Annotated in this window: 17 protein-coding genes, 1 tRNA gene and 1 pseudogene; 1 reads left to right on the forward strand and 18 read right to left on the reverse strand. The window is 63.0% G+C overall.

Features of this window, described 5'->3' with window-relative positions:
* Window positions 1-29: 29 nt before the first annotated feature.
* Entirely contained in the window at window positions 30-257 is a 228-nt protein-coding gene (locus GS_RS13065; RefSeq protein ID WP_164930454.1) for a hypothetical protein, read from the reverse strand.
* A 632-nt stretch (window positions 258-889) separates the two neighbouring features.
* Window positions 890-1,936, reverse strand: coding sequence for an IS110-like element ISGsu4 family transposase (locus tag GS_RS13070; RefSeq protein WP_010941629.1), 1,047 nt, complete (start codon window positions 1,934-1,936; stop codon window positions 890-892).
* 226 nt (window positions 1,937-2,162) lie between these two features.
* Here GS_RS13070 and GS_RS13075 point away from each other — a divergent pair.
* Window positions 2,163-2,855 (forward strand): annotated as a pseudogene (locus GS_RS13075) (IS5 family transposase); the annotation flags it as partial.
* Window positions 2,856-3,521: 666 nt separating this feature from the next.
* On the opposite strand, the gene GS_RS13080 reads toward GS_RS13075, so the two are convergent.
* From GS_RS13080 to GS_RS13160, 16 genes are all read right to left on the reverse strand, one after another.
* Entirely contained in the window at window positions 3,522-5,279 is a 1,758-nt protein-coding gene (locus GS_RS13080; RefSeq protein WP_010943238.1) for a tetratricopeptide repeat protein, read from the reverse strand.
* Window positions 5,280-5,427: 148 nt separating this feature from the next.
* Window positions 5,428-5,514 (reverse strand) — tRNA-Leu (locus GS_RS13085).
* A gap of 10 nt (window positions 5,515-5,524) precedes the next feature.
* Window positions 5,525-5,815: an integration host factor subunit beta gene (locus GS_RS13090; RefSeq protein WP_010943239.1), complete on the reverse strand. Its 291-nt coding sequence runs from the start codon at window positions 5,813-5,815 to the stop codon at window positions 5,525-5,527.
* A gap of 86 nt (window positions 5,816-5,901) precedes the next feature.
* A complete protein-coding gene (locus tag GS_RS13095; protein ID WP_010943240.1) occupies window positions 5,902-7,662 on the reverse strand; it encodes a 30S ribosomal protein S1 in 1,761 nt (586 codons plus the stop codon).
* A gap of 66 nt (window positions 7,663-7,728) precedes the next feature.
* Window positions 7,729-8,577 carry a 4-hydroxy-3-methylbut-2-enyl diphosphate reductase gene (ispH, locus tag GS_RS13100; protein ID WP_010943241.1) on the reverse strand — a complete coding sequence of 283 codons (849 nt, stop codon included), beginning with the start codon at window positions 8,575-8,577 and terminating at the stop codon, window positions 7,729-7,731.
* A 37-nt stretch (window positions 8,578-8,614) separates the two neighbouring features.
* Window positions 8,615-9,316 carry a (d)CMP kinase gene (cmk, locus tag GS_RS13105; RefSeq protein WP_010943242.1) on the reverse strand — a complete coding sequence of 234 codons (702 nt, stop codon included), beginning with the start codon at window positions 9,314-9,316 and terminating at the stop codon, window positions 8,615-8,617.
* Window positions 9,313-10,602, reverse strand: a complete 1,290-nt coding sequence (gene aroA, locus GS_RS13110) for a 3-phosphoshikimate 1-carboxyvinyltransferase (RefSeq protein WP_010943243.1) — start codon at window positions 10,600-10,602, stop codon at window positions 9,313-9,315. The genes cmk and aroA overlap by 4 nt, the downstream gene beginning before the upstream one ends.
* A gap of 16 nt (window positions 10,603-10,618) precedes the next feature.
* Window positions 10,619-11,491 carry a prephenate dehydrogenase gene (locus GS_RS13115; RefSeq protein ID WP_010943244.1) on the reverse strand — a complete coding sequence of 291 codons (873 nt, stop codon included), beginning with the start codon at window positions 11,489-11,491 and terminating at the stop codon, window positions 10,619-10,621.
* Window positions 11,488-12,564 carry a prephenate dehydratase gene (gene pheA / locus GS_RS13120; RefSeq protein WP_010943245.1) on the reverse strand — a complete coding sequence of 359 codons (1,077 nt, stop codon included), beginning with the start codon at window positions 12,562-12,564 and terminating at the stop codon, window positions 11,488-11,490. The genes GS_RS13115 and pheA overlap by 4 nt, the downstream gene beginning before the upstream one ends.
* Before the next feature lie 103 nt (window positions 12,565-12,667).
* Window positions 12,668-14,605: a GspE/PulE family protein gene (locus tag GS_RS13125; protein WP_010943246.1), complete on the reverse strand. Its 1,938-nt coding sequence runs from the start codon at window positions 14,603-14,605 to the stop codon at window positions 12,668-12,670.
* A gap of 31 nt (window positions 14,606-14,636) precedes the next feature.
* The gene (locus tag GS_RS13130; RefSeq protein WP_010943247.1) at window positions 14,637-16,175 is read right to left on the reverse strand and encodes a LysM peptidoglycan-binding domain-containing protein; all 1,539 of its coding nucleotides are present in this window, start codon (window positions 16,173-16,175) and stop codon (window positions 14,637-14,639) included.
* Between the two features lie 74 nt (window positions 16,176-16,249).
* A complete protein-coding gene (locus tag GS_RS13135) occupies window positions 16,250-17,632 on the reverse strand; it encodes a hypothetical protein (RefSeq protein ID WP_010943248.1) in 1,383 nt (460 codons plus the stop codon).
* Between the two features lie 315 nt (window positions 17,633-17,947).
* Window positions 17,948-18,454 (reverse strand): rubrerythrin family protein, encoded by a 507-nt coding sequence (locus GS_RS13145; protein ID WP_010943250.1) that lies wholly within the window; start codon window positions 18,452-18,454, stop codon window positions 17,948-17,950.
* A gap of 57 nt (window positions 18,455-18,511) precedes the next feature.
* On the reverse strand, window positions 18,512-19,402 hold the full coding sequence (locus tag GS_RS13150; RefSeq protein ID WP_010943251.1) for a cation diffusion facilitator family transporter: 891 nt from the start codon (window positions 19,400-19,402) through the stop codon (window positions 18,512-18,514).
* Complete coding sequence (gene recJ / locus GS_RS13155; RefSeq protein ID WP_010943252.1) at window positions 19,392-21,128, reverse strand: single-stranded-DNA-specific exonuclease RecJ; 1,737 nt, start codon at window positions 21,126-21,128, stop codon at window positions 19,392-19,394. The genes GS_RS13150 and recJ overlap by 11 nt, the downstream gene beginning before the upstream one ends.
* Before the next feature lie 61 nt (window positions 21,129-21,189).
* Complete coding sequence (locus tag GS_RS13160; RefSeq protein WP_010943253.1) at window positions 21,190-21,780, reverse strand: tetratricopeptide repeat protein; 591 nt, start codon at window positions 21,778-21,780, stop codon at window positions 21,190-21,192.
* Window positions 21,781-21,788: the final 8 nt, after the last annotated feature.

The following is a 21,788-nucleotide window of genomic DNA, read 5'->3' on the forward strand; positions in this document are numbered from 1 at the left end:
ACAAATAGGCTGTTTTCTCTATTTCAATTTCAACAGCCTGTTAGGTTTATCTTGTATTTATCTGAAATCGTAAAAATTGTTTTCGCCTCACTGATGTAGCCGTCAACATCTTCTACGGGCCTAGGCCCGCTTAAAGACCCCCACCAGAGAAAATATTTGACGTCATTGCCGTTGAAGAGAGCCTTTTCTTCGTCTGTTATTGGAGCCACTCCTAATGATAGTTCAGATTTTGCGCTGGATAGGCATTTCCATTCCATGCCTCTCGGTATCTTAGAGTTTGGTTGCTTAACCAAGTACAAATGTGTGGCATCACAACTAGGCAACATAAGAAATGATGCGAATATCAATATGCCAAATTGTATTCGGTGCATTTTCATCCTTCTCAACTCTTATAAGGCCCCAGTCAGTCAATAGGCAAAATGGTGCCCAACCGATTTTGAGTCGTTTTCTTTGACGAATCTATCTCGACATCTTATCCGTTCTGACTTGATTTCCAATACTGGGTCAGGAAAGAATCCTGCACCAAACTCTTATCAAAGCTCAATTCGCTGCGGTTGTTGCTGCTACAGCGATTGCGAAGGCATTCCTTGCGCGGCTTAGAAACTATCCCGTTCCCTCGGCCGTCCCATTCATGAAGCGTGCTCATCGCTGGTGCGAGGCACAGTTGATCCCGGTTTCCGGCGAGGGGCAGAACATTCAAAAGCTGAAAAGAATAGATTCAGTTATGTAAGGAGCGGGACAGGGCTCCAATCTCGTTAACTTGCTCCCTGAGCATCATCAAATCGACCGGTACGTGTTCTCAGCCGCACCTCGTTGTCTTTCACGGTCGTGGTCATGCTTGCTCGTGTGGCTCCAGTTGTGCACTAAGCTGCCTCTGTCCCCTCCAGCTTTACGCCGTTGCCAAAAACTTTTCCCGGTCGAACGGCACATTGTTTTTCAGCATGTAGAAAATCGCTCGTGCCAGTTTGTGGGCAAGGATCGAAATCGCTTTCCCTTTGCCATGAATCTTGACCAGTTTCTCCATCAGGATTTTTGCCTGGGGATTGTGGCGCACGAAGAACACAGCGGCCTCAGAGAAGGCCCATTTCAAATGGACGTTGCCTATCTTGGAACCGCCGACCCCCTTTTTCTTTCCCGCTGATTCGTGGGCACATTTCACCAGCCTGCAGTAGGAAGAGAAGTCTTGCACGGTCGGGAAACGATTTATGTCATGGATCTCGTAGAGCATTACCAGGCCCAGCACCTTTCCCACGCCGTTGATTGAGCGCAGAAGTTTGAGGGCATGCAGGTTGTGTTGCCGGGCCGTTTTTTCTATGTCCGGTTCGAGGACATTGATGACATCGTCAAAGGCGTCGATCATGGCAACGTCAATTTCGATAATTTTCCTCACTTCCGGATCGTGGAAGAGCTGAGCTACTTCATGGCGGTTCTCTTCGACTCCGAGATCAATGCCAAGAGGAGCCAGATTATATTGGGTTACCGTGTTCTGGATGTGTGCCATAAGCTCAGCACGTTTTCTGACGAAAAAGTTCCGGCGGCGCAGGAGGTCCCGTGTTGCCCGCATTTCCGGCGGGTAGACGTAGGCTAAGGGAAACATGCCGCCGCGGAGCAGCACAGCAATCTTGTGGGCGTCAATCTTGTCGCTCTTTGCTTTGCCACCGTGGACTGCCTTCATGTAAAGGGCGTGACCGAGCACAAACTCGATCTTTTCATTACGGCAAAGGTCTGCCAGCCAATACCATGCGAACATGCATTCCACGCCGACAACCAAGTCCTCCCGGTAGGGTGCCACGAGGCGAAGGAAGCTCTCAGGATTGCAGTTGATTTCGCGATGAACCAGCACGGTCCCTTCCGAGTCGAGAATGCAGACGTACTTTTTTCGGGCATGAAGATCAATTCCGCAGTAGTACTTGTGAGTCTTAGTGTAAAATCTCATGTGTAAGGCCTCCTTTGGAGAATGGGTTTCGCCAAAGTCCAGCATACGCTAATCCGTATGCCCAGAGGGGGCCTTACACAGTATCCCGTTATTAGTAGGTTTTCCCATATAAGAAATTTGCTTCCTATATCAGGTCTTTGAAAAACTATCAGTATTTAGGACCATTTTGACACAGTTTTATGCTATCTTATTGCGCATAACAAGCTGATATTCCAGGAGAATAAATATGCGCGGCCTTGAGCAACAATCTGATGCTTTGTTCGTTTATCTCTCGCCGGAATCCTTCGTTCCCAAAGACCATCCCCTTCGGCCGATTCGGCACATGGTAGATGCGGCACTGGAAAACCTTTCGCCGGTGTTCAGTAAGATGTACTCCCATACGGGCCGGCCCTCGATTCCGCCGGAGCGCTTGCTCAAAGCCATGCTGCTTCAGGTGCTGTACTCGATTCCCAGTAACGTCAAGCTGGTTGAGCAGATTCACTTCAGTATCCTGTTCCGCTGGTTCCTTGGCCTGGGCCTGGATGATCCAGTTTGGGATAATTCCAGCTTCAGCACGAATCAGGAGCGGTTGATCGAGACCGATGTCGCCACGCAGTTCCTGGAGGCAGTACTTGATCAGGCGAAATGCAAGAAACTGCTCTCCAAAGATCACTTCAGTGTTGATGGCACCCTGATCCAGTCATGGGCCTCCATCAAGAGCTTCAAGTCACGGGACGATGATGACGGGCAACCGCCTGCCGGCAAGAATCCGGGCCGTGATTTCCAGGGTGAGAAGCTGAGCAACGAGACTCATGCATCCACTACCGATCCTGAAGCGAAGCTCTATCGCAAGGGGATCAACCAAGAGCCTCGATTGTCGTTTGCGGCCCATCTGCTGACCGAGAATCTGAATGGGCTGGTCATGATGAGTACCGTTACCGCATCCCCCCTACCCCCGCACCACCCGGAGCCCGCATGCCCCCTCTGTCCGCGAGGCCCCTGCAAACACCCGTGGCCACACGCCCCGCATGGCTCACCACCACGGAGGCATAGGGCGCATCGAGGTGCTCCCAGAGCAGGACATCAATTTCACTGAATCGCGGGGAATACTTGGCGAACGGCTGGGGCGGGAACGGTACGAAAAGGCGCAACACAGCATTTTCACGACGTTTCATAAGGAAACCCCTGGTGCTGTAAACGAACGATTCAGGTTAGTAACATGCAATTAACATTTAATCAATTAGGGGAATTCCTGATTTTTTGCGCTGTTCGACGGTCGGCAGCCGGTCGCGTCCCTGTCCGCGCGGGTCGCAAAAATAGTTCTCAAGCTTCGGCCGGGGATGCCGATATGATTACCAACAGGTCAGAAGAAGCAGTTGGTATGATGATGCACCTTCATTGCGTTGGCCCTGCGGGCCGGAAAGGAGGCGAGATATCGTAACAGCTGGGAGAAAACCTACATGAGTAGCACCGAGGCAGGGCAACCTGCCGGTCGATCCCCGCTCGGGCGGGGACAGGCACAGAATCAGAGAAGGCTGTACGGCACGTGACCGTACAGCCTTTCGCATTTTTGGGTGGAAGTATCGCGCGGGGCGGGCGACGGGCCTTACGCGCTGCACCACCGGCGCCAGATATCCCGCAGGGCCGTTTCCATGCGGCGGGCGAATCCGGTGGGGTCGCACAGGGGCGAGGCGGCCAGGCGGGGGCGCATATCCCGGCGCAGGGCGGCCAGCCGGGCGGGGTCGGCGGCAAGGGCGGCCGCGGCGGAGATGTATTCTTCCGGCGAGTGGGTGATGAGCTCGGGCAGGCCCAGGCTGGTGAGGATGCTGGCCCCGACCCGGGCGACATGGCGGGTGCCGCAGCAGGTGAGCACCGGCACGCCCATCCAGAGGGCGTCGCAGGTGGTGGCGGTGCCGTTGTAGGGGAAGGTGTCCAGGGCCAGATCGAGCCGGTTGTAGAGCGCCAGGTGGTCGTTGAAGTTCTCCACGAAGGAGACGAGCTCCAGCCGGTCCGGTGAGACGCCCCGGGCCCCGAAGGCGTCGCTGACTCGCCTGCGGCAGGTTTCGTCGGCAAAGCCCTTGAACTTGAGCATGAGGCGCGAGCCGGGCACGCGGCCCAGGATGGCGCTCCAGGCGTCGATCACCTGCGGGCTCACCTTTGCCAGGTTGTTGAAGGAGCCGAAGGTGACCCCGGCGCCCGCGAGGCATGGCGCCTCGCCCACGGGGGGAGCGCCGGCGGGCGGGGTGTAGCAGAGAAAGCCCTGTTCGAGCCGGATCAGCTGCTCGGTGTGCAGGGCATCGGCACTGCCGGGGGGGTCGGCAACGGCGTCGGTGATGCGGTAGTCCATGGCGCGCAGACCGGTGGTGTTGGGGTAGCCGAGCCAGGTCACCTGCACCGGCGCGGGTTTCAGGGCGAAGACCCTGAGCCGGTTGTGGGCCGTGTGGCCGGCCAGGTCCACGAGGATGTCGATGCCGTCGGCGCGGATCATCTCGGCCACGGCGGCGTCGCCCAGGCCTATGGTTCTGCGCCAGAGATCGGCATGGCCCTTGATCCGGGCGGTGACGTCATCCTCCTGGCGCTGGCCCCGCTCGGAGTAGCAGCAGATCTCGAACTGCGAGCGGTCGTGGTTCTCCAGGAAGGGGAGCAGGAAGTAGCCCACGGGGTGTTTCCCAAAGTCGCCGGAGACGTAGCCGATGCGCAGCTTCCGGCCGGGGTCGCGGTCGCACTGGTGGGTAGGGACGGACGCGGCGGCCGGGGCATGCTGCTCGCCCCAGCGGACGTGCTCACGGAACAGGGTTTCGTCGTCCATGTCGCTGTAGTGCAGCATCATGAGCAGGTCGCTGTGGAAGACGGGATCGTGGGGATTGATGGCGTGGGCCGTGCGGAAGGCGGCCAGGGTTTCGTCGAGCCGCCCCTGGTGGCGCAGGGTGGTACCCAGGTTGTGGTAGGCCGCGGCAAAGCCGGGTTCGATGGCGATGGCCCGGTTGAAGCAGTCGGCCGACTCGTCGAGCCGCCCCTGGGTGGCCAGGATATAGCCCAGGTTGTTGTAGGCCTTGGCGTAGTCGCGATTGAAGGAGATGGCGCTCCGGAAGCTGGCGGCGGCCTCGTCGAGCAGCCCTTTCTGCTGAAAGACAACCCCCAGGTTGTAGTGGGCCTGGGCGAAGCCGGGCCTGAGCCGCACGGCCTCACGGTAGCAGGAGAGTGCCATGTCGAGCGCGCCCCCGGCCAGATGGGCGTTGCCGGCGCGCCAGAGCATCTCGGCATCGGGAGTCGCAGCCGCGGACGTCGCCCGGTGGAAACAGCACTGCTTGTATTTCTTCCCGCTGCCGCATGGGCACGGGTCATTCCGGCCGATCTTGCTCATCTCGATTCCCCTGGGATGAAGAGTGAGTGCCAGCCACCGCCAGCCGGCGCACTCCGTACGCCTGCCCGGCCCGTGGCGGAAGATGCAGAAAGAGGGCTATGCGTTGCGGCATAGCCCTCTTGTTTTCCTCAGTGCTTCATCTGTTACGTGGTGCCCGGAGCCGGGCTCGAACCGGCACAGCATTGCTGCCGAGGGATTTTAAATCCCTTGTGTCTACCAGTTCCACCATCCGGGCAGTACCGGGTCTAATCGGCGTTCTCGTGGTTTACTCGCTCGCGGAGTTCCTTACCGGTCTTGAAGAACGGGGTCTTCTTGGCGGGGATCTTGACGATGGCGCCGCTCTTGGGGTTGCGGGCCTCGCGGGCGCCGCGCTCACGGACGGTGAAGCTTCCGAAGCCGCGGATCTCGACCTTCTCACCACTCTTGAGGGCGTCGGCGATACTGTCGAATACGATGTTGACCACCATCTCCGAGTCCTTGCGGGTGAGCCACGAGTTTTTCTCCGCCAGCATTTCTACCAGTTCACTTTTTGTCATCACAATACTCCTTGCTGCTTGATTGACTCTGCCGCGGTGCCGGCGTCGCCCGGCGGACCGGACGGCGCCCGCCCGGTGGACGGATGTTAGTCGTTGTTGTCGCCGTTCTTGCGCATCCCCTCCCGGAGCAGGGCACCCAGGTTGGAGGTGGCTTCACCGCGGTCCTGCATGTACGACTCCAGCTCGGCCTTCTCGGCGGCGGCCTGGAGAGCCTTGACGGAGAGGGCGATCTTCTTCTCCACGTCGTCGACGCTCAGAACCACCGCATCCAGCTCGTCGCCCACGGAGGCGAAGTCCTTGGGCGAGGCGACCTTCTCGCGGGAAAGCTCGGAGACGTGCACCAGCCCTTCGATCCCCTCTTCGATCTCAAGGAAGACGCCGAAGTCGGTCACGGAGGTTACCTTGCCCCGCACGCGGGTGCCGGGACGGTAGGTTGCGGGGATGACGCTCCAGGGATCGGGGGTGAGTTGCTTGATCCCCAGGGAAAGGCGCTCGTTCTCGGCGTCCACGTTGAGGACCACGGCCTGGACGGTCTGCCCCTTGGCGTAGACCTCGCCGGGGTGCTTGATCCGCTTGGTCCAGGAGATGTCGGAAACGTGCACGAGGCCGTCGATTCCCTCGTCAACGCCGATGAAGACGCCGAAGTCGGTGATGCTCTTGATCTGCCCCTCCAGCTTGGTGCCGACGGGGTATTTCTCCTCCAGCTGGGTCCAGGGGTTGGCCTGGGCCTGCTTGAGGCCGAGGGAGATGCGGCGGTTGCCGGTGTCGATGCCGAGCACCACGGTTTCCACCTCGTCGCCCACGGTGAGGAGGTCGGACGGATGGCGGAGCCGCTTGGTCCACGACATTTCGGAGACGTGCACCAGCCCTTCGACCCCTTCGTCGAGGGCCACGAATGCGCCGTAATCGGTCATGCTGACCACGCGGCCGCTGACCCGGTCGCCGACTTGAAACTTCTGCTCCACCGCAAGCCAGGGATCGGGAGTGATCTGCTTGAGGCCCAGGGAGATCTTGCCCTTCTCCTGGTCGTACTTGAGAATCTTGACGCTGAGCTTGTCGCCCGGCTTGAGCATCTCGGAGGGGTGGCCCAGGCGGCCCCACGACATGTCGGTCACGTGCAGGAGGCCGTCAACGCCGCCGATATCGACGAATGCGCCGTAATCGGTGATGTTCTTGACCACGCCTTCGCGAGTCTGGCCCTCGGCCAGGTTGGCGAGGGTCTCGGTGCGGACGCCGGCCCGTTCCTCTTCCAGCAGGACGCGACGGGAGAGAACGATGTTGCCCCGCTTCTTGTTGAGCTTGAGCACCTTGAAGCGGTCGGTCACACCGATGTACTTGTCCAGGTTGCCGCCGGGGCGGAGATCAACCTGGGAGGCAGGCAGGAACGCCTGGACGCCGATGTCGACGGTGAGGCCCCCCTTGACCTTGCCGGTGATCTTGCCTTCGACGATGCCGCCTTCGCCGCCGGCGGCGTCGATGGAGTCCCAGGCGGAGAGGCGGTCGGCCTTGCGCTTGGAGAGAACCGCGTACCCCTTCTGGTTTTCCTTCCGCTCAAACAGGGCCTTCACTTCGTCGCCCACCTGGACGGTCAGGTTGCCTGCCTCGTCGAGGAACTCTTCAACGGGGATGCTCCCCTCGGACTTGTATCCGATATCGACCAGCACGTAATCGTTGCTGATGTGCACCACCTTGCCCTTGACGACTTCCCCCACATGGTGATGCCTGATACTCTCCTGGAAAAGCTCGGCGAACTCGCCGGAGCCCCCCTGATCCGCCTCGTCCTCCGCATCGGCGAATCGTTTGATCGTCATTGCGGTGCGGCTGTTATAGTCCTTGTCATCACTCATTTAAAGCTGGCCTCCCTACACGTCGTGGATTAGGATGAGTAAACGTAGCAATATCTATCGAAAAACTCAACCTTTTTTCTTATTGTCAAACTCTTGTATCCGTTCTATTACCTCGTCGATAAGCCACTTGGGCGTGGATGCGCCCGCAGTGACCCCTACCCGCTCAACCCCTTGAAACCATGATGCATCCAGCTCCTGGGCCGTCTCTATGTGGTAGGTACGCGGCTGCAGTTCGGAGCAGACCTCGGCGAGCCGCTTGGTGTTGGCGCTGTTGAAGCCACCGATGACGATCATGCAGTCCACCTCCCGGGCCAGGGCCTTGGCTTCGTCCTGGCGGACGGCGGTGGCGTCGCAGATGGTGTTGAAGACCCGGATCTCCCCCCCCTTGAGGAGGCATTCCTTCACCACGTTCTTGAGGGTTTCGAAGGATTGGGTGGTCTGGGCCACAACGCCGACCTTCTTCATGTTGGGGAGCCTGGCGGCCTCCTCGCCGGAACCGACCACGTGGACCGGCCCCTCGGCGTAGGATACGATGCCCTGCACCTCGGGGTGGTCGGCATCGCCCACCACCACCACGGTATAGCCGTCGTGGGACAGACGCTTCACGTGCTCCTGGGCCTTCTTGACAAAGGGACAGGTGGCGTCCACCACCTCAAGCTGCCGGCGGACCGCGTCTTCCAGTTCCGCGGAGGTCACCCCGTGGGACCGGATGATGACGGTGCCGTTACCGATCCCTTCCAGGTCGCTCAGCACCTTCACTCCCATCCCCTCCAGGCGCTGCACGACCTGGGGCGAATGGATGATGGGGCCGAGGGTGAAGGTTTCCCCTTCCTTTTCGGCGGCCTCGAAGGCCATCTGGGTTGCCCGCTTCACGCCGAAGCAGAAGCCGGCCCGCTTTGCCAGTACGATCTCCATTGCGTTGCTCCCGAAGCTGCTCTGTTGCCGTCCCGGACTACGCGCCCGGAGTGGCCCGTTCCCGCTCCCGCACGATGGATTCCATGCGGTCCAGGACCTCCTCGATGGAAAGTCCGGTCGAATCGATGTCCACGGCGTCATCAGCCCGCCGCAGGGGGGCGTGCTCCCGGCCCGAGTCCTGCTCGTCCCGCCGGGCCACGGCCGCGATGGTCTCGTCAAGGGACACCTCCTGCCCCTTGGCCTTCAGTTCCAGGTAGCGCCGGCGGCCCCGTTCCTCCACTGACGCAGAGAGGAAAAACTTCACGTCGGCGTCCGGAAAGACCACGGTCCCGATGTCGCGCCCCTCCAGGATGACCCCCCCTTCGCGGGCCATGTGGCGCTGGAGGCGCAACAGAACGTCGCGCACCACCTTGCGTGCCGAGATGGCCGAGGTGAGGGCGCTGATGGCCGGGGTCCGGATGGCGTCGGTCACGTCTTCGCCGTTTGCAGTCACCCGGCAGCAGCCGTTATTCCTCACAAAGGCGATCTCCAGATCGGCGCAGAGCCCGGCCAGGGAGGCGTCGTTGTCGGGCGCAATGCCGGCGCGGCTGGCGGCCAGGGCCACGGTCCGGAACATGGCTCCGGTGTCGATGTGGATGTAGCCGAGCCGGTCCGCCAGGAGCTTGGTTATGGTGCTCTTCCCGGCGCCCGACGGTCCGTCGATGGCGACGATGAGCCCCCTGCGCCCCGCCGCGCTCACCGTACCGCCACCTTGTCCAGGAGCGCGGTGAAGGTGGGGAACGAGGTGGCGATGCACTCGGTGTCGCTTACGGTGATGGCCCCCGAGGCGGCAAGCCCCGCCACGAGCATGGACATGGCGATCCGGTGGTCGCCGAAGCTCTCCACGGTGACGCCGTTCAGCCGGCCGGTCCCCTCGATGATCATGCCGTCCGCCGTCTCGGTGATAGTGGCACCCGCCGCGCGCAGGTTGGCGGCCATGGCGGCGATGCGGTCCGTTTCCTTGACCCGCAGCTCACGCGCGTCGCGGATGACGGTGGTTCCTTCGGCCAGGGCGGCGGCCACGCAGATGACCGGGAATTCGTCGATGGCCCGGGGCACCACGTCCCCTCCGATCTCGATCCCCTTGAGGGCAGATGACCGGACCAGCAGGTCGGCCACCGGCTCGCCGGAGACTTCGCGCTGGTCGAGCAGCTCCACCGAGCCCCCCATGGCGGCGAGAATGTCGAGGATGCCCGTGCGGGTCGGGTTCACGCCCACCCCCCGGATGAGCAGCTCGGAGCCGGGGACGATCAGGGCGGCAACCAGGAAAAAGGCCGCCGAGGAGATGTCGCCCGGCACCACGATGTCGCGGCCGTCCAGCTCGTGCCCGCCGTACACGGTGACCCCGGCGGCGTCGGTCTCCAACCGGGCGCCGAAGTGGCGGAACATCCGCTCCGAGTGATCCCGCGAGAGATGGGGCTCGGTGACGCGGGTAGCGCCGTCGGCGTAGAGACCGGCCAGCATGAGGGCCGATTTCACCTGGGCGCTGGCCACCGGCGAATCGTAGGCGATGCCGGTCAGGGGCCGGCCAACGATGGCAAGGGGCGCCTTTTCTCCGTTGTCGCGGCCGTGGATGCAGGCCCCCATGCGCGAAAGGGGTTCCACCACCCGCCGCATGGGCCTGCGCCGCAGGTAGCGGTCGCCGGTTAGGACCGTGTAGAAGCGCTGGGCCGCCATGAGCCCCGTCAGGAGCCGGATGGACGTGCCGGAGTTGCCGCAGTCGATGACGTCCTCGGCCTCGGTCAGGCCGTGGAGCCCTTTCCCCTCGATCCGCAGGGTCTCGCCGTCGTCGTGGACCTGCACCCCCATGGCCCGGAAGGCGTCGAGGGTGGCGATATTGTCCTCGCCCCGGAGAAAGCCGCTCACCGTGGTCACGCCGCGGGCGATGGAGCCGAGCATGATGGAGCGGTGGGAGATCGATTTGTCCCCCGGCACCGCGATTTCGCCGCGCAGCGCACGGGCGGGGTGTGAACTCAGGCTTACCACGGACACTCCTTTGCAGCTAGAGTATGGCGTCACGGGACTCCTTGGAATCCCGGAAGAACCGTTCGAGACCTTCAGCGTCCCCCGCGGCCACCAGGGACCGGAGCTGGCCGAAGTACGCGGCGAAGTGATCCATCATCTCCAGAACCCCCTCCCGGTTCATGAGGGCGATGTCGCGCCACATGGCCGGGTCCGACGAGGCAATGCGGGTGAAGTCCCGGAAGCCGCCGGCCGAATAGCGGAGAATGCTCTCCTCGAACCGGTCGTACCCCTCCACGGCATTCACCAGGGCGTAGGCGACCATGTGGGGGAGATGGGAGATGGCGGCAACCACCCGGTCGTGCTTCTCCGGATCCATCAGCACCACTTCGGAACCGGCCGCCTCCCACATGCGGGCCACCGTGGCGAGCGCGTCGCGGTCAGTGGTTGCGGCAGGGGTCAGGATACAGCGCTTGCCCTGGTAGAGGGTGGCGAAGGACGCCCCGACCCCCGAGTGCTCGGTGCCGGCAATGGGGTGCCCCCCCACGAAACAGGTGCCGGCCGGCATGAGGGGATCGCACGCGGCCACGACTTCTGCCTTGACGCTGCCGCCGTCGGTCACGATGCACCCGGCAGCCAGGTGGGGGGCGATCTCCCTCACTACCCCCGCCATGGCGCGGACCGGCACGGAAAGAAAGACCATGTCGGCGCCGGCAACCCCTTCGGCAACCGTGGCCGCGGCCCGGTCGACGACCCCCAGCTCGGCGGCCTGCCGCAGGTTGGCCTCGTCCCGGTCGATGCCAATGATCTCACCCACGGCACCGGCCGTCCGCAGGGCCCGCGCCAGGGAACCGCCGATGAGGCCGACGCCGATGACGGCCAGTCGCCGGATAAAGGGGACGGAACCGCTCATTTCGCCCTGGGATAGGAGCCGAGAATTTTCACGAACTGGCAGTAGCGTCCCAGGTCCTGAACCGCCTCGGCAACCACCGGATCGGTGATGTGGCCGGCCAGGTCCAGGTAAAAAATGTATTCCCACGCCTTCTTCTTGAGGGGGCGGGATTCGATCTTGGACAGGTTGACGCCGCGGGAGGCGAAGGGCTCCAGCATCCGGTAGAGGATGCCCGGCTCGTCCTTGACGGAAAACATGAGCGAGGTCTTGTCGTCGCCGCTCCGATCCGCCATCTTCCGGCCGATGACGAGGAAGCGGGTGAAGTTGTTGACCTGGTCCTCAATTCTCGTGCGCACTACCTTCAGGTCGTACTGGGCCGCGGCGAACTCGCTGGCAATGGCCGCGGCCGCGTAATCCTCGCTCACGATCTGGGCGGCCAGGGCAGTGGACGCCACGTCCACCACCGGCACACCCGGCAGGTTGTCGTCGAGCCACTTGCGGCACTGGGCAAGGGCCTGGGGATGCGAATAGACCTTCTTCACGTCGTCCAGCCGGCCGGTGCGGGAGAGGAGGTCGTGGGACACTTCCAGCAGAACCTCGGCGTTGATCTTGAGGTCGCTCTCCATGAACATGTCGAGGGTGTGGGAAACCATCCCCTCGGTGGAGTTCTCGACCGGCACGACACCGTAGAGAGCGCGGCCCTTCTCCACTTCCTCGAACACGGCAGGGATCGATTTCTGGGCGACCAGCTCCGCGGCCAGGCCGAAGTGCTGCATGGTGGCCAGGTGGGTGAAGGTCGCCCGGGGCCCCAGGAACGCCACCTTCATGGGCGCCTCAAGGGCGAGTGAAGCGGAGATGATCTCCCGGAACACGCTCTTGACCGCCTCGGCCGGAAAGGGGCCGGTGTTGTGGGCGAGCAGCCGCTCGTAAATCTCCCGTTCACGGTTCGGCACGTGAAAATCGCGCTTCTCCACGGTCTTGACCTGTCCCACCTCCATGACCAGTCCGGCACGGCGGTTGAGCAGATCGAGGATGGCATCGTCAATGGCGTCGATCTCGCGCCGCAGTGCGTCGAGATTGCGTGTCGCGCTCAAGGGGGTCACCTGGGGGGAGAAATATGGTGCGGCAGTTCCGCGGAGGGAGGTACTGTATAGCAAAGGGGGCTAAAATGCAAACATTTTATGGTTTACACCATCGTTACTTGAGGCAGACCTTGCGTACTTCGTGGATGTCGGTGAGCCCCTGGAAGACCTTGAGGATGCCGTCCTGCCGCAGGGTGGTCATGCCGTCGGCCATGGCCTGCCGCCGGATGATCTCGGTGTCGGACTTCTTCTTGACGAGGCTCTTCATGGTGTCGGTGCCTTCGAGCACCTCGTGAATGCCGAGGCGCCCCCGGTAGCCGCTCTGGTTGCAGGTGGTGCACCCCACCGGCCGGGCCAGGACCACCTCGTTGCCCAGCAGTCCCGTGGCGGCGAACTGCTCCTCGCCGTACTCCTCGATGATCTCGGAGAGCTCCTTGCGGTCAGGGCGGTAAAGCTCGCGGCAATCCTCGCAGAGGCGGCGGGCCAGGCGCTGGGCCACGACGCAGAGAAGCGAATCGGAGAAGCTGAAGGGGTCGAGTCCCATTTCCAGGAGGCGGGTGACCGTCTCCGGGGCCGAGTTGGTGTGCAGGGTCGACAGGACCAGGTGCCCGGTGAGGGACGCCTCCACCGCGATGGAGGCGGTCTCTTCGTCCCGCATCTCGCCCACCATGATCACGTCCGGGTCGAGCCGCAGGAACGAGCGCAGTGCCGCGGCAAAGGTGAGGCCGATGCGCTGGTTGACCTGAACCTGCCGGAGCCCCTTCTGGGTGATCTCCACCGGGTCCTCGGCGGTCCAGATCTTCACCTCGGGTCGGTTGATGCGGGCGATGGCCGCGTGGAGGGTGGTGGTCTTGCCGCTTCCGGTGGGGCCCACCACCAGGACAAGGCCGTAGGGCTTCGTGATGGATTCCCCGAAGATGCGCATATTGCGGTCGGTGAGGCTGAGACTGTCGAATGAATAGGCCTGGCCCGTGTTCAGGAGCCGGATGACCACGTCCTCGAGTCCACCGGCCGTTGGCATGGTGGCGATCCGCAGTTCCAGGTCCAGGGGGCCGAATTTCTTGAAATTGATCTTGCCGTCCTGGGGCTTGCGCTTCTCGGCGATGTCCAGCTCGGCCATGATCTTGAGGCGCGAGGGGATGGCGTACTTGTACTTGAACGGGATGCGCTGGTACACCTTGCAGCTGCCGTCGACCCGCATCCTGACGATCACGTCGTTCTTGCCGGGATAGGGCTCGATATGGATATCCGAGGCGCGGTTCTGGTGGGCGTCGAAGATGATCTTGTTGACGAGCTTGACGATGACACTGTCGCGCTCGGTGATCGTGCGCACCTCGTCATCGATGTCCGGCTCATCCTCCCCGGCGCCGGAGCTCAGGATGTCGACGATGCTTCCCGGCGCGATCTCCAGGTCGGCCTCATCGAGGGTAAGGGCGTGGGCGGCGCTGGCGGCGGTCTTGTAGAGGCGCTGCTGGGCCTGGATGATCTCGCTCTCCATGGCAATGACCGGGATGATCCGCGACTTGATGCTCTGCTCAAGCTCCTTCAGCTCATGAAGCTTGATGGGATAGGCCATGGCCAGAGTGATGGTGTTGCCGATGCGGGAGATGGGGACGATCCGCTGGCGCTGGGCATAGTTGGGGTTGATGCAGCGGGCGAGGTCCGGCTCGATCTCCAGGGTGTTGATGTGAACAAAGGAGAGGTCGTACTGGGTGGCAATGGTCTTGGCCAGAGGCTCCTCTTCGACGAGACGCAGCTTGCGGAGGGCACGCTCCAGCGTGGAGCCGTCCCGCTTGGCGGCGACCCGGGCCTGGTTCAGGCGCTCCTCGTCGACCAGGCGCTCCCTGATGAGGATATCGCCCAGCTTCTGGCGCTTGCCGGTCTGCTCCAGGATATAGGACAGCTCACTCTCGCTCAGGAACCCGAGCTTGCAGAGCAGTTGCCCCACGGGTTGGTCGGGGAAGACCTTCTGCAGTTCCAGGGCCTCGCGGAGCTGATCCTCGGAGATCAGCCGGTGCTCGATAAGTATCTCGCCAACCTTTTTCTGGGACATGGGGGCAAAGAACCTCGGGATCGGCCGCCGTTCAGTAGGAAACGATCGAGTAGCCGTTGAAATCGAGCAGATCGCGGAACAGGGGGTTCAATGCCGCATTGGTAAAAAAGCCCCCGGTCGCACTCCCGGAGCGGGGCACCCGGAAGCCCGACATCTGGATGCCGTAGGGGGCCTCCCGGTAGGGAACCAGATCGTAGCGGGCAAAGGACCCCGGCATCCGCAGGCGACCGAAGATTTTTTCCGCCACCATGCGGAAATCGTCATGGTCGCCGAGCATGATCACCCGGTAGCCCCTGGTCTCCAGCAAGCGGGTGAGGGTGTAGCTCACCGGGTCTCCGTCGAAGTGGCTCACCACGAACCGGTCGCCACCGTTCTCGAAATAACGGTCGGCCCGGACGAACAGCGTAACACCGCCGTCGCCGGACCCGAAGAGCTCCACGCTACGGTCTACGTCGTAACGGAGATTGAGCGCCCTGAGGAGCGAGTCGGCAATGTCGCGCGGCTCACTGGCCGTGATCTGGTACAGAGTCTGGCTCGCGGGAGGAGCAGATTCGCCCCGGCCCAGGAACGGCTCCACCATCTGAAACCCTTCGCGCTTCAGGAAACCGGTCAGAGCGGGGGGCACCCCGCGCCGGTACTCGTCCACGTTCAGGAGGATCACGTCGTTGTGCAGCAGACTGTCAGGGCTTTTCTCCACCTTGAAGTCGGCTGTGACGGTCAGCTTGGGATCGGCGCCGAACTCCAGGGAGACGTTCTCCTCCACCGAGTAGAACCCGGCCCCCTCCAGCAGCGAGGCCAGGAAGCGCCTGCGGTTGCGGGGATTCTCCGACACGATCCTGACCGAAGGTTCCTTCTCCTCGATGAGTGCCCGCACTAGGGGCGGGATCTTGCCGTCGGCGTCAACCAGGATGCGGCCGCCGTCGGCGGCAGGAAACGTGGGGAAATTCTCCGGATCGAGAGAAAGGGAGAAATTCCGGTCCTCGATCCTGATGGGACGCGCATCCCTCACCTCGGCGGCAACGAGTCCGTCCCACAGGCGGCGGGCCGCGTCGAGATCGTGGGTCGCGCGCGCGCCGGCATAACTGGTCATCCGGAGCAGATGGCCCGTATCCTTTGCCGCGGGCACGCTGGCGACGGAGGCAACGGCTGCCTCCCGGGCAACGGGACGGCTGTGGCCCCGCACGTCGCTGCCGGCGGCAGTGCCCAGGGGGATGCGAATGGTCTGGCCCACCCGCAGCCGGCGGATGTCGGTGATGCCGTTGATCCGGCGAACCTCGGGGATGAGCGTCTCGGCCTCCCGGTTGGAAAACCCGTATTCCTTCATGAGGATCTTGAAAATGTGGTCGCCCGGACGGACCGTGTAGTCGGTGACTCCTGCCGAAGCCCGTTCGCTTTTACGGGCCGGGCGCCCTTCGCTGCGGGGGGCCGCGGGAGCCTCGCCCCCCTGGGAAAGCAGGCTGGGCGTAAGTTCGAACCGGCGGTCAAGGGCATGCGCTCCCCCGGACACGCCGAGAAGTGCCACGGCTGCGAACGCTATGCCGACCCACAATCTGGGTGCCAATGATGACATTCCTTCTCCCGTCAATGCGTGAATATCCCGCGTCACGAAACCGTCGTGCTTCGTCCGCGGGTTGGTGCCGGGCATCAGGAGAGCGAGAGGACGATGCCCCGGATCGTGCCGCCCTTGCCCCGATACACGACAATCTCGCCATTACCGGCGGTCCTGGCGCTCTCGACCAGGTAGCCGTCCTTTTTCCGGCGCGCCGGGTCGGTGCGGTCCTCGCTGCCCGTCAGCTCACGCAGGACCATGGCCACATAGGACTCGGCAATGCCCCCCTTCCCTGCCGCGATGACCTGGACGGCCTTTACCGCGCCCGATTCCCGGTAAACCCTGAATTCCATCCCCTTGCCCCGGTAGCGCTCCCAGCCGGGATTGGCGCGGGAAAAGGCCTCATCGCGCTCCTTGGTGGGGATGAACGTGGGAAGGTGCGTCGCGGACGCGGGGTGCGCCGGGTCCGGCTCGGCAGTCGGTGCAGGAGCGCCGGCCGGAGGCGCGGAGGGGGTCGCGGCCGACGGAGCGGAGGGCGCAACGGCGGCCGCAGGCTGGGACGGTTTCCCCGGATGAAGCAGGAAATAGGCGGCAGCCGACGACGCCATCACCAGCAGAACCGCGAGTAGGGGCATCCGGAGGGATTTCCGGCCAGCCCTGGCGGGTGAGGACCCGGTTGCCCTAAAGGGAGGAACCGCCGGTCGCGGCTTCTGCTCCGCGGCCACGGGCGGAGCACTGAAATCGGCCACGGAAGGCGCCGTCCGGGGGGGAGCGGGGGCCGGGTCCGTCTCCGGAACGGATTCGGCCGGGGCAGCCGGGGGGGGAGTTACGACGTCCACGGCAACGGGCACGACTTCGGCAACGGCGGGTGCGGCCGCAACGCAAACGGGCGCCTCGTCCTCAACCGGAGCGTGCATCTCTGTCGGCAGCGCGGGCACGTCCCAGCTGTTGAACTCGAATTCCGGAGCAGCATCCTCCTCCGCAGCGTCGATCTCCTGCGCGGCCTCGTCCCCGGCCGACGGTGCCGCGTCTATGGCGGACTCGTCGATTGCAGGCTCGGCCACGGCCTCGCCAGCGGCGACAGACTCCCCGATGGCGTCATCGACCCAGAGGCCGGGCGAGATCGCCAGCACGCACTCCCTGAGCGCATGGGCAAGCTCATCGGCCGATTGATTGAAGTCGAGGGAATCGTCGAACCACTTTTTCCCCCCCTGGGGCTTGAGGGGAGCGGTGTGAACGAGGATGATGCGTGGAGCCTCAGTCCGAAGGAGCGTCTTGATGTGCCGGGCGACCGTCTCTCCCGAAATGCCGGAAATCTCGCTCTGGATGAACACGCCCGAGGGACGGTTGTCGAACACGTCCTTGAGGCCCTGGTCGAAATCCGGAGCGAGCTTCACCCGCCCTTTATAGTGGGAGCGAAGAAACGTGAGAACGTCACTGGACCTGAAGTCGTCGGAAATAAAGAGGATGGTATTCATACTTGTTCCATGGATACCGGATACTCACATGAGGCGGAATTTAATGTCAATCTTTTTCCTGATGGTTATGGCACCCAGCCTTAAATGCAAAATAAGGGCCAGCCAATAAAAGATTCCTCGTAATATTTCACACTCCTCATATCTGCCGGAGGCGCGCTGCCGCATCGAAGGGGACCGGCGGAATTGAGCCATTACGACGTACGGGCTGCCCGGCACTTCCCGGACAGCCCGTGTGAAAACGCTGATGGCCTGCTTGGCTGGTCTTTGCTCGAAGCTACCCAGAGGATCAACCGGGCGGGACATGAGACAAAGTGACTAGGCTACCTTGAAGAACACGCTCCCCTTGGCCCCGCAGACTTCGCACTTTTCCGGCGCTTCGCGCTCCACCGTGTGGCCGCAGACGGGGCAGACGTAGTAGTCGAACTCCTCCGTCGACTGGCCGAGGGTGTCGAGGGCCTGCTGGTAAAGGGCCGCGTGGACTTTTTCCACGGCATTGGCAAAAGTGAACGAGCGGCGGGCCTCGGTGGCACCCTCCAGTTCAGCGTCGGCGATCATCTGGGGATACATGTTCTTGAACTCGTGGGTTTCCCCGGCAACGGCCTCCACCAGGTTCTCACGGGTTGCGCCGATGGCGCCGAGGGCGCGCAGGTGGTTGTGGGCATGGATGGTTTCGGCCTCCGCCGCGGCGCGGAAGAGCTTCGCCACCTGGGTGAACCCTTCCTTGTCCGCCTGCTTCGCAAAGGCGAGGTACTTGCGATTCGCCTGGGACTCACCGGCGAATGCTTCCTTCAGATCAGCGATACTCTTGGGGGTCTCTGCCATGGCTGCCTCCTTGTGGTGATAGGGGTCCTGACGCATCAGCGTCCGAACGCCTCCCTGCTAAAGCCGTATCAGATCCTCATGCTCCTCGTCGTGGGGATTGATGTGGATCATGACATCCCCCACGTTGGGGAACCGTTCGAAAATCAATTTTTTGACACACGTGGCGATATCGTGGGATTGTTTGACCGTCATCTCCGGGTCCATGTCGAGCTTGAGGTCGATGATGATGTACTGGCCCGACCGGCGCCCCCGTATTTCATGGACGTGCTCGACCCCCTCGGCCAGATCAGTGACCGCCCGGATGAAGTCGCCGGGCGGCTGGCCGTCCATGAGGTCGTGGAGGGCGCTACGGAAGGTCTCGTACCCGATCTTGAAAATGAAGAGAGAGGTGAGTCCCGCTGCAAGCGGGTCCATGATGCCGAAACCGGCATAGGCGCCGACAACACCCACCAGGGTTCCGACAGAGGTAAGGGCGTCCTTGCGATGGTCCATGGCAACGGCCTGGAGCGCCGGACTGTCGAGCTTTCGCCCCGCCGCGACGCTGTAGCGATAGAGCCCTTCCTTGATGACGATGGTCAGCAGGGCGGCAGCCACCGCGATGAGATCGGGGGTCTGCCAGGAGCGGGACATGATGGTGCGCACCGACTGCACCAGGATGAACATACCGGCGCCGCCGATGACCAGCGCGATGACGAATGCCGCCACGTTCTCCGCCTTGCCGTGGCCGTAGGGGTGTCTGGCGTCGAAGGGCTTGCGCCCCACCCGCAGCGCCACCATGGTAAAGAGGAGCGCCACGAAGTCGCAGCCGCTCTCAACGCCGTCGGCAAAAACCGCTTCCGACCCGCCGAAGTGCCCTGCCGCAAGTTTCATGACCATCAGGACGGCATTGACCCAGAATCCCAGGTGAATGACTTTCTCCGCCCGTTCGAACCGTTCCTCACGAAGCACGGTCATCTCCCGATCGTTTCAGATCCTTCAGAGTGAGCTGGAATTTTCGCCGGCCGTTCCAGCTGTTCCAGCCAGCCGTAAAGAGAATGTCCACCCGCTCGCCGGGCGCACCGTCCCTGGCGGCGAGGTTGAAACCGACGGCATCCACCTGGCGCCCCCCCAGGTCCAGCCGCAGTTGCAGGTGATGCCCGCCGGCGACCCGCCGGCCACAGATCGTGGCGCCGCGCAGCAGGAACAGCGGCTCCGGATTCCCCATGCCGAACGGCTCCAGGGCCTCGATCAGGTCCACGAGCGCCGGGGTCACCTCGTCGGCGGCAAGCTCGGCGTCAGCGGCCACCACCGGCTTCAGGTCGTCGGGACCCAGCAGTCCGGCACAGACGTCTTCAAACCGATCCACGAAGGCCTGGAGGGTTTCCTCGTCAATGGAGAGGCCCGCCGCCTGCCGGTGCCCGCCGAACTTCTCCAGGTGCTCGCCGCACGCCGACAGGGCATCCAGCAGATGGAGCGCGGGCACGCTTCGCCCGGAGCCGCGTCCCGTGCCGTCCTGCAGGGCGATGAGAATGGTGGGCCGATGAAACCTGTCCACCAGCCGGGATGCCACGATGCCCACCACGCCGGGATGCCAGGCGTCTGAGGCGAGGACGATGCTCCTCTTGCTGGCCATGGCAGGGTTTGCCCGCACCATGGCGGTTGCCTCGTCGAGGATGGAGCGCTCCAGGGCCTGCCGCTCCCCGTTGCTCCGGTCGAGCTCCGCCGCAAGGGTGGCCGCCCTGCTCCGGTCGCCGGTAAGGAGCAGCTCCACGCCGAGTGAGGCATCCTCCAGGCGACCGGCGGCATTCAGGCGCGGGGCCAGACGGAAGCCCACGGCGCCGCAACCGACCCGGCCGGCCACTCCCGCCACATCCTTGAGGGCAGTCACCCCCACACGGCTCGTGGCGGACATTTCCTTCAACCCGTACGTAACAAAGATCCGGTTCTCCTCCACCAAGGGTACCACATCGGCGATGGTTCCCAGGGCCACGAGGTCCAGATACTGGCGGAGATTGGGCTCGGGACCGGCAGTGAAACACCCCTGCTCCCGCAACCGGCCCCGGAGGGCGATCAGGAGGTTGAATGCGACGCCGACGCCGGCCAGGGACTTGAAGGGATAGGAACAGCCGGGCTGCCGGGGATTGATGACTGCCAGGGCCCGGGGCAGCTCGGGACCCGGGCTGTGGTGGTCGGTGATGATGAGATCAACGCCGAGGGAGGCGCATAAATCGGCCTCTGCCACGGAGCCGATGCCGCAATCGACCGTGACGATCACCCGCGCGCCCCTTTCCGCAACGGCGCGGATGCCGTCCTCGGAGAGGCCGTAGCCGTCGCTGAGCCGTTTGGGGATATGATAGCGGCAGGTAAATCCCACCTCCCGGAAAAAACTCACCAGGAGGGCGGTGCCGGTCACGCCGTCCACATCGTAGTCGCCGTACACGCAGACCTGCTCACCGTTGCGCAGGGCAGCGCAGAGGCGCTCCACCGCGGCATCCATGCCGCGCAGCAGCAGCGGGTCGCGGAGGTCGGCCAGGGTCGCACCGAGAAAGCGCCGCCCGTCGATTCCGTCGGTCACCCCCCGGTTGGCCAGCAGCCGGGCCAGGAGAGGATCAAGGGAGAGATCCCGGGAGAGCCGGACCACCACATCCCGGTCCGGCTCCCGTATGGTCCAGACTTTTTCGTTGCCCGCGTGCATGGCTCCTCGCGACCGTCCGCGCGAAAAAAATCCCCGCCGGAGCGGGGATGAGGTGTGCGGCCTAGCGGAACATGGGGCCCGGTGCCGAAGAGCTGGGCTGGACCTGTTGCGCCTGTTCCATCATCATCCTGACCCGCTGGGCGTTGGGGCTCGCGGGATCCAGGTCGAGATAGCGTTTCCAGTATTCGACAGCCTTGGCGGGCTGCTTCAGGTCTTCCATGTAGATGATGCCCAGGTTGAACAGACTCTGAACATGCTTCGGATCGACCTTCATTGCTGCTTCCAGGTTAGTGACCGCCTTGTCGAACCAGCCCACTGCCCGGTACATGATCGCCTGGTCGGTAAGGATGTTGGGATCGTTCGGCTTGAGCTCCAGGGCCTTGCCGTAGGCTTCGATGGCCTTCTGCGGCTGATTGGTGTCGAAGTAGTCATTGCCCAGCTGGACCCAGGCCTGGAGATTCTTCGGGTCCTGGGCCACGACTTTGACGGTCTGGGCGATCCGCTCCTCATAGTTCACCATGGGAGCTCCCCCCCCCGCCATCCCGCCGGCCGGCGCCGGGTTCTTGGACCCACTGATGCTGAACACCAGGTAACCGCCCAGGAGTCCCACGACGAGAGCCACAACTGCGGCAAGCAAGGTTTCCTTGTTCATATACTGTC

The sequence above is a fragment of the Geobacter sulfurreducens PCA genome, from assembly GCF_000007985.2.
GTDB classification, from domain to species: domain Bacteria; phylum Desulfobacterota; class Desulfuromonadia; order Geobacterales; family Geobacteraceae; genus Geobacter; species Geobacter sulfurreducens.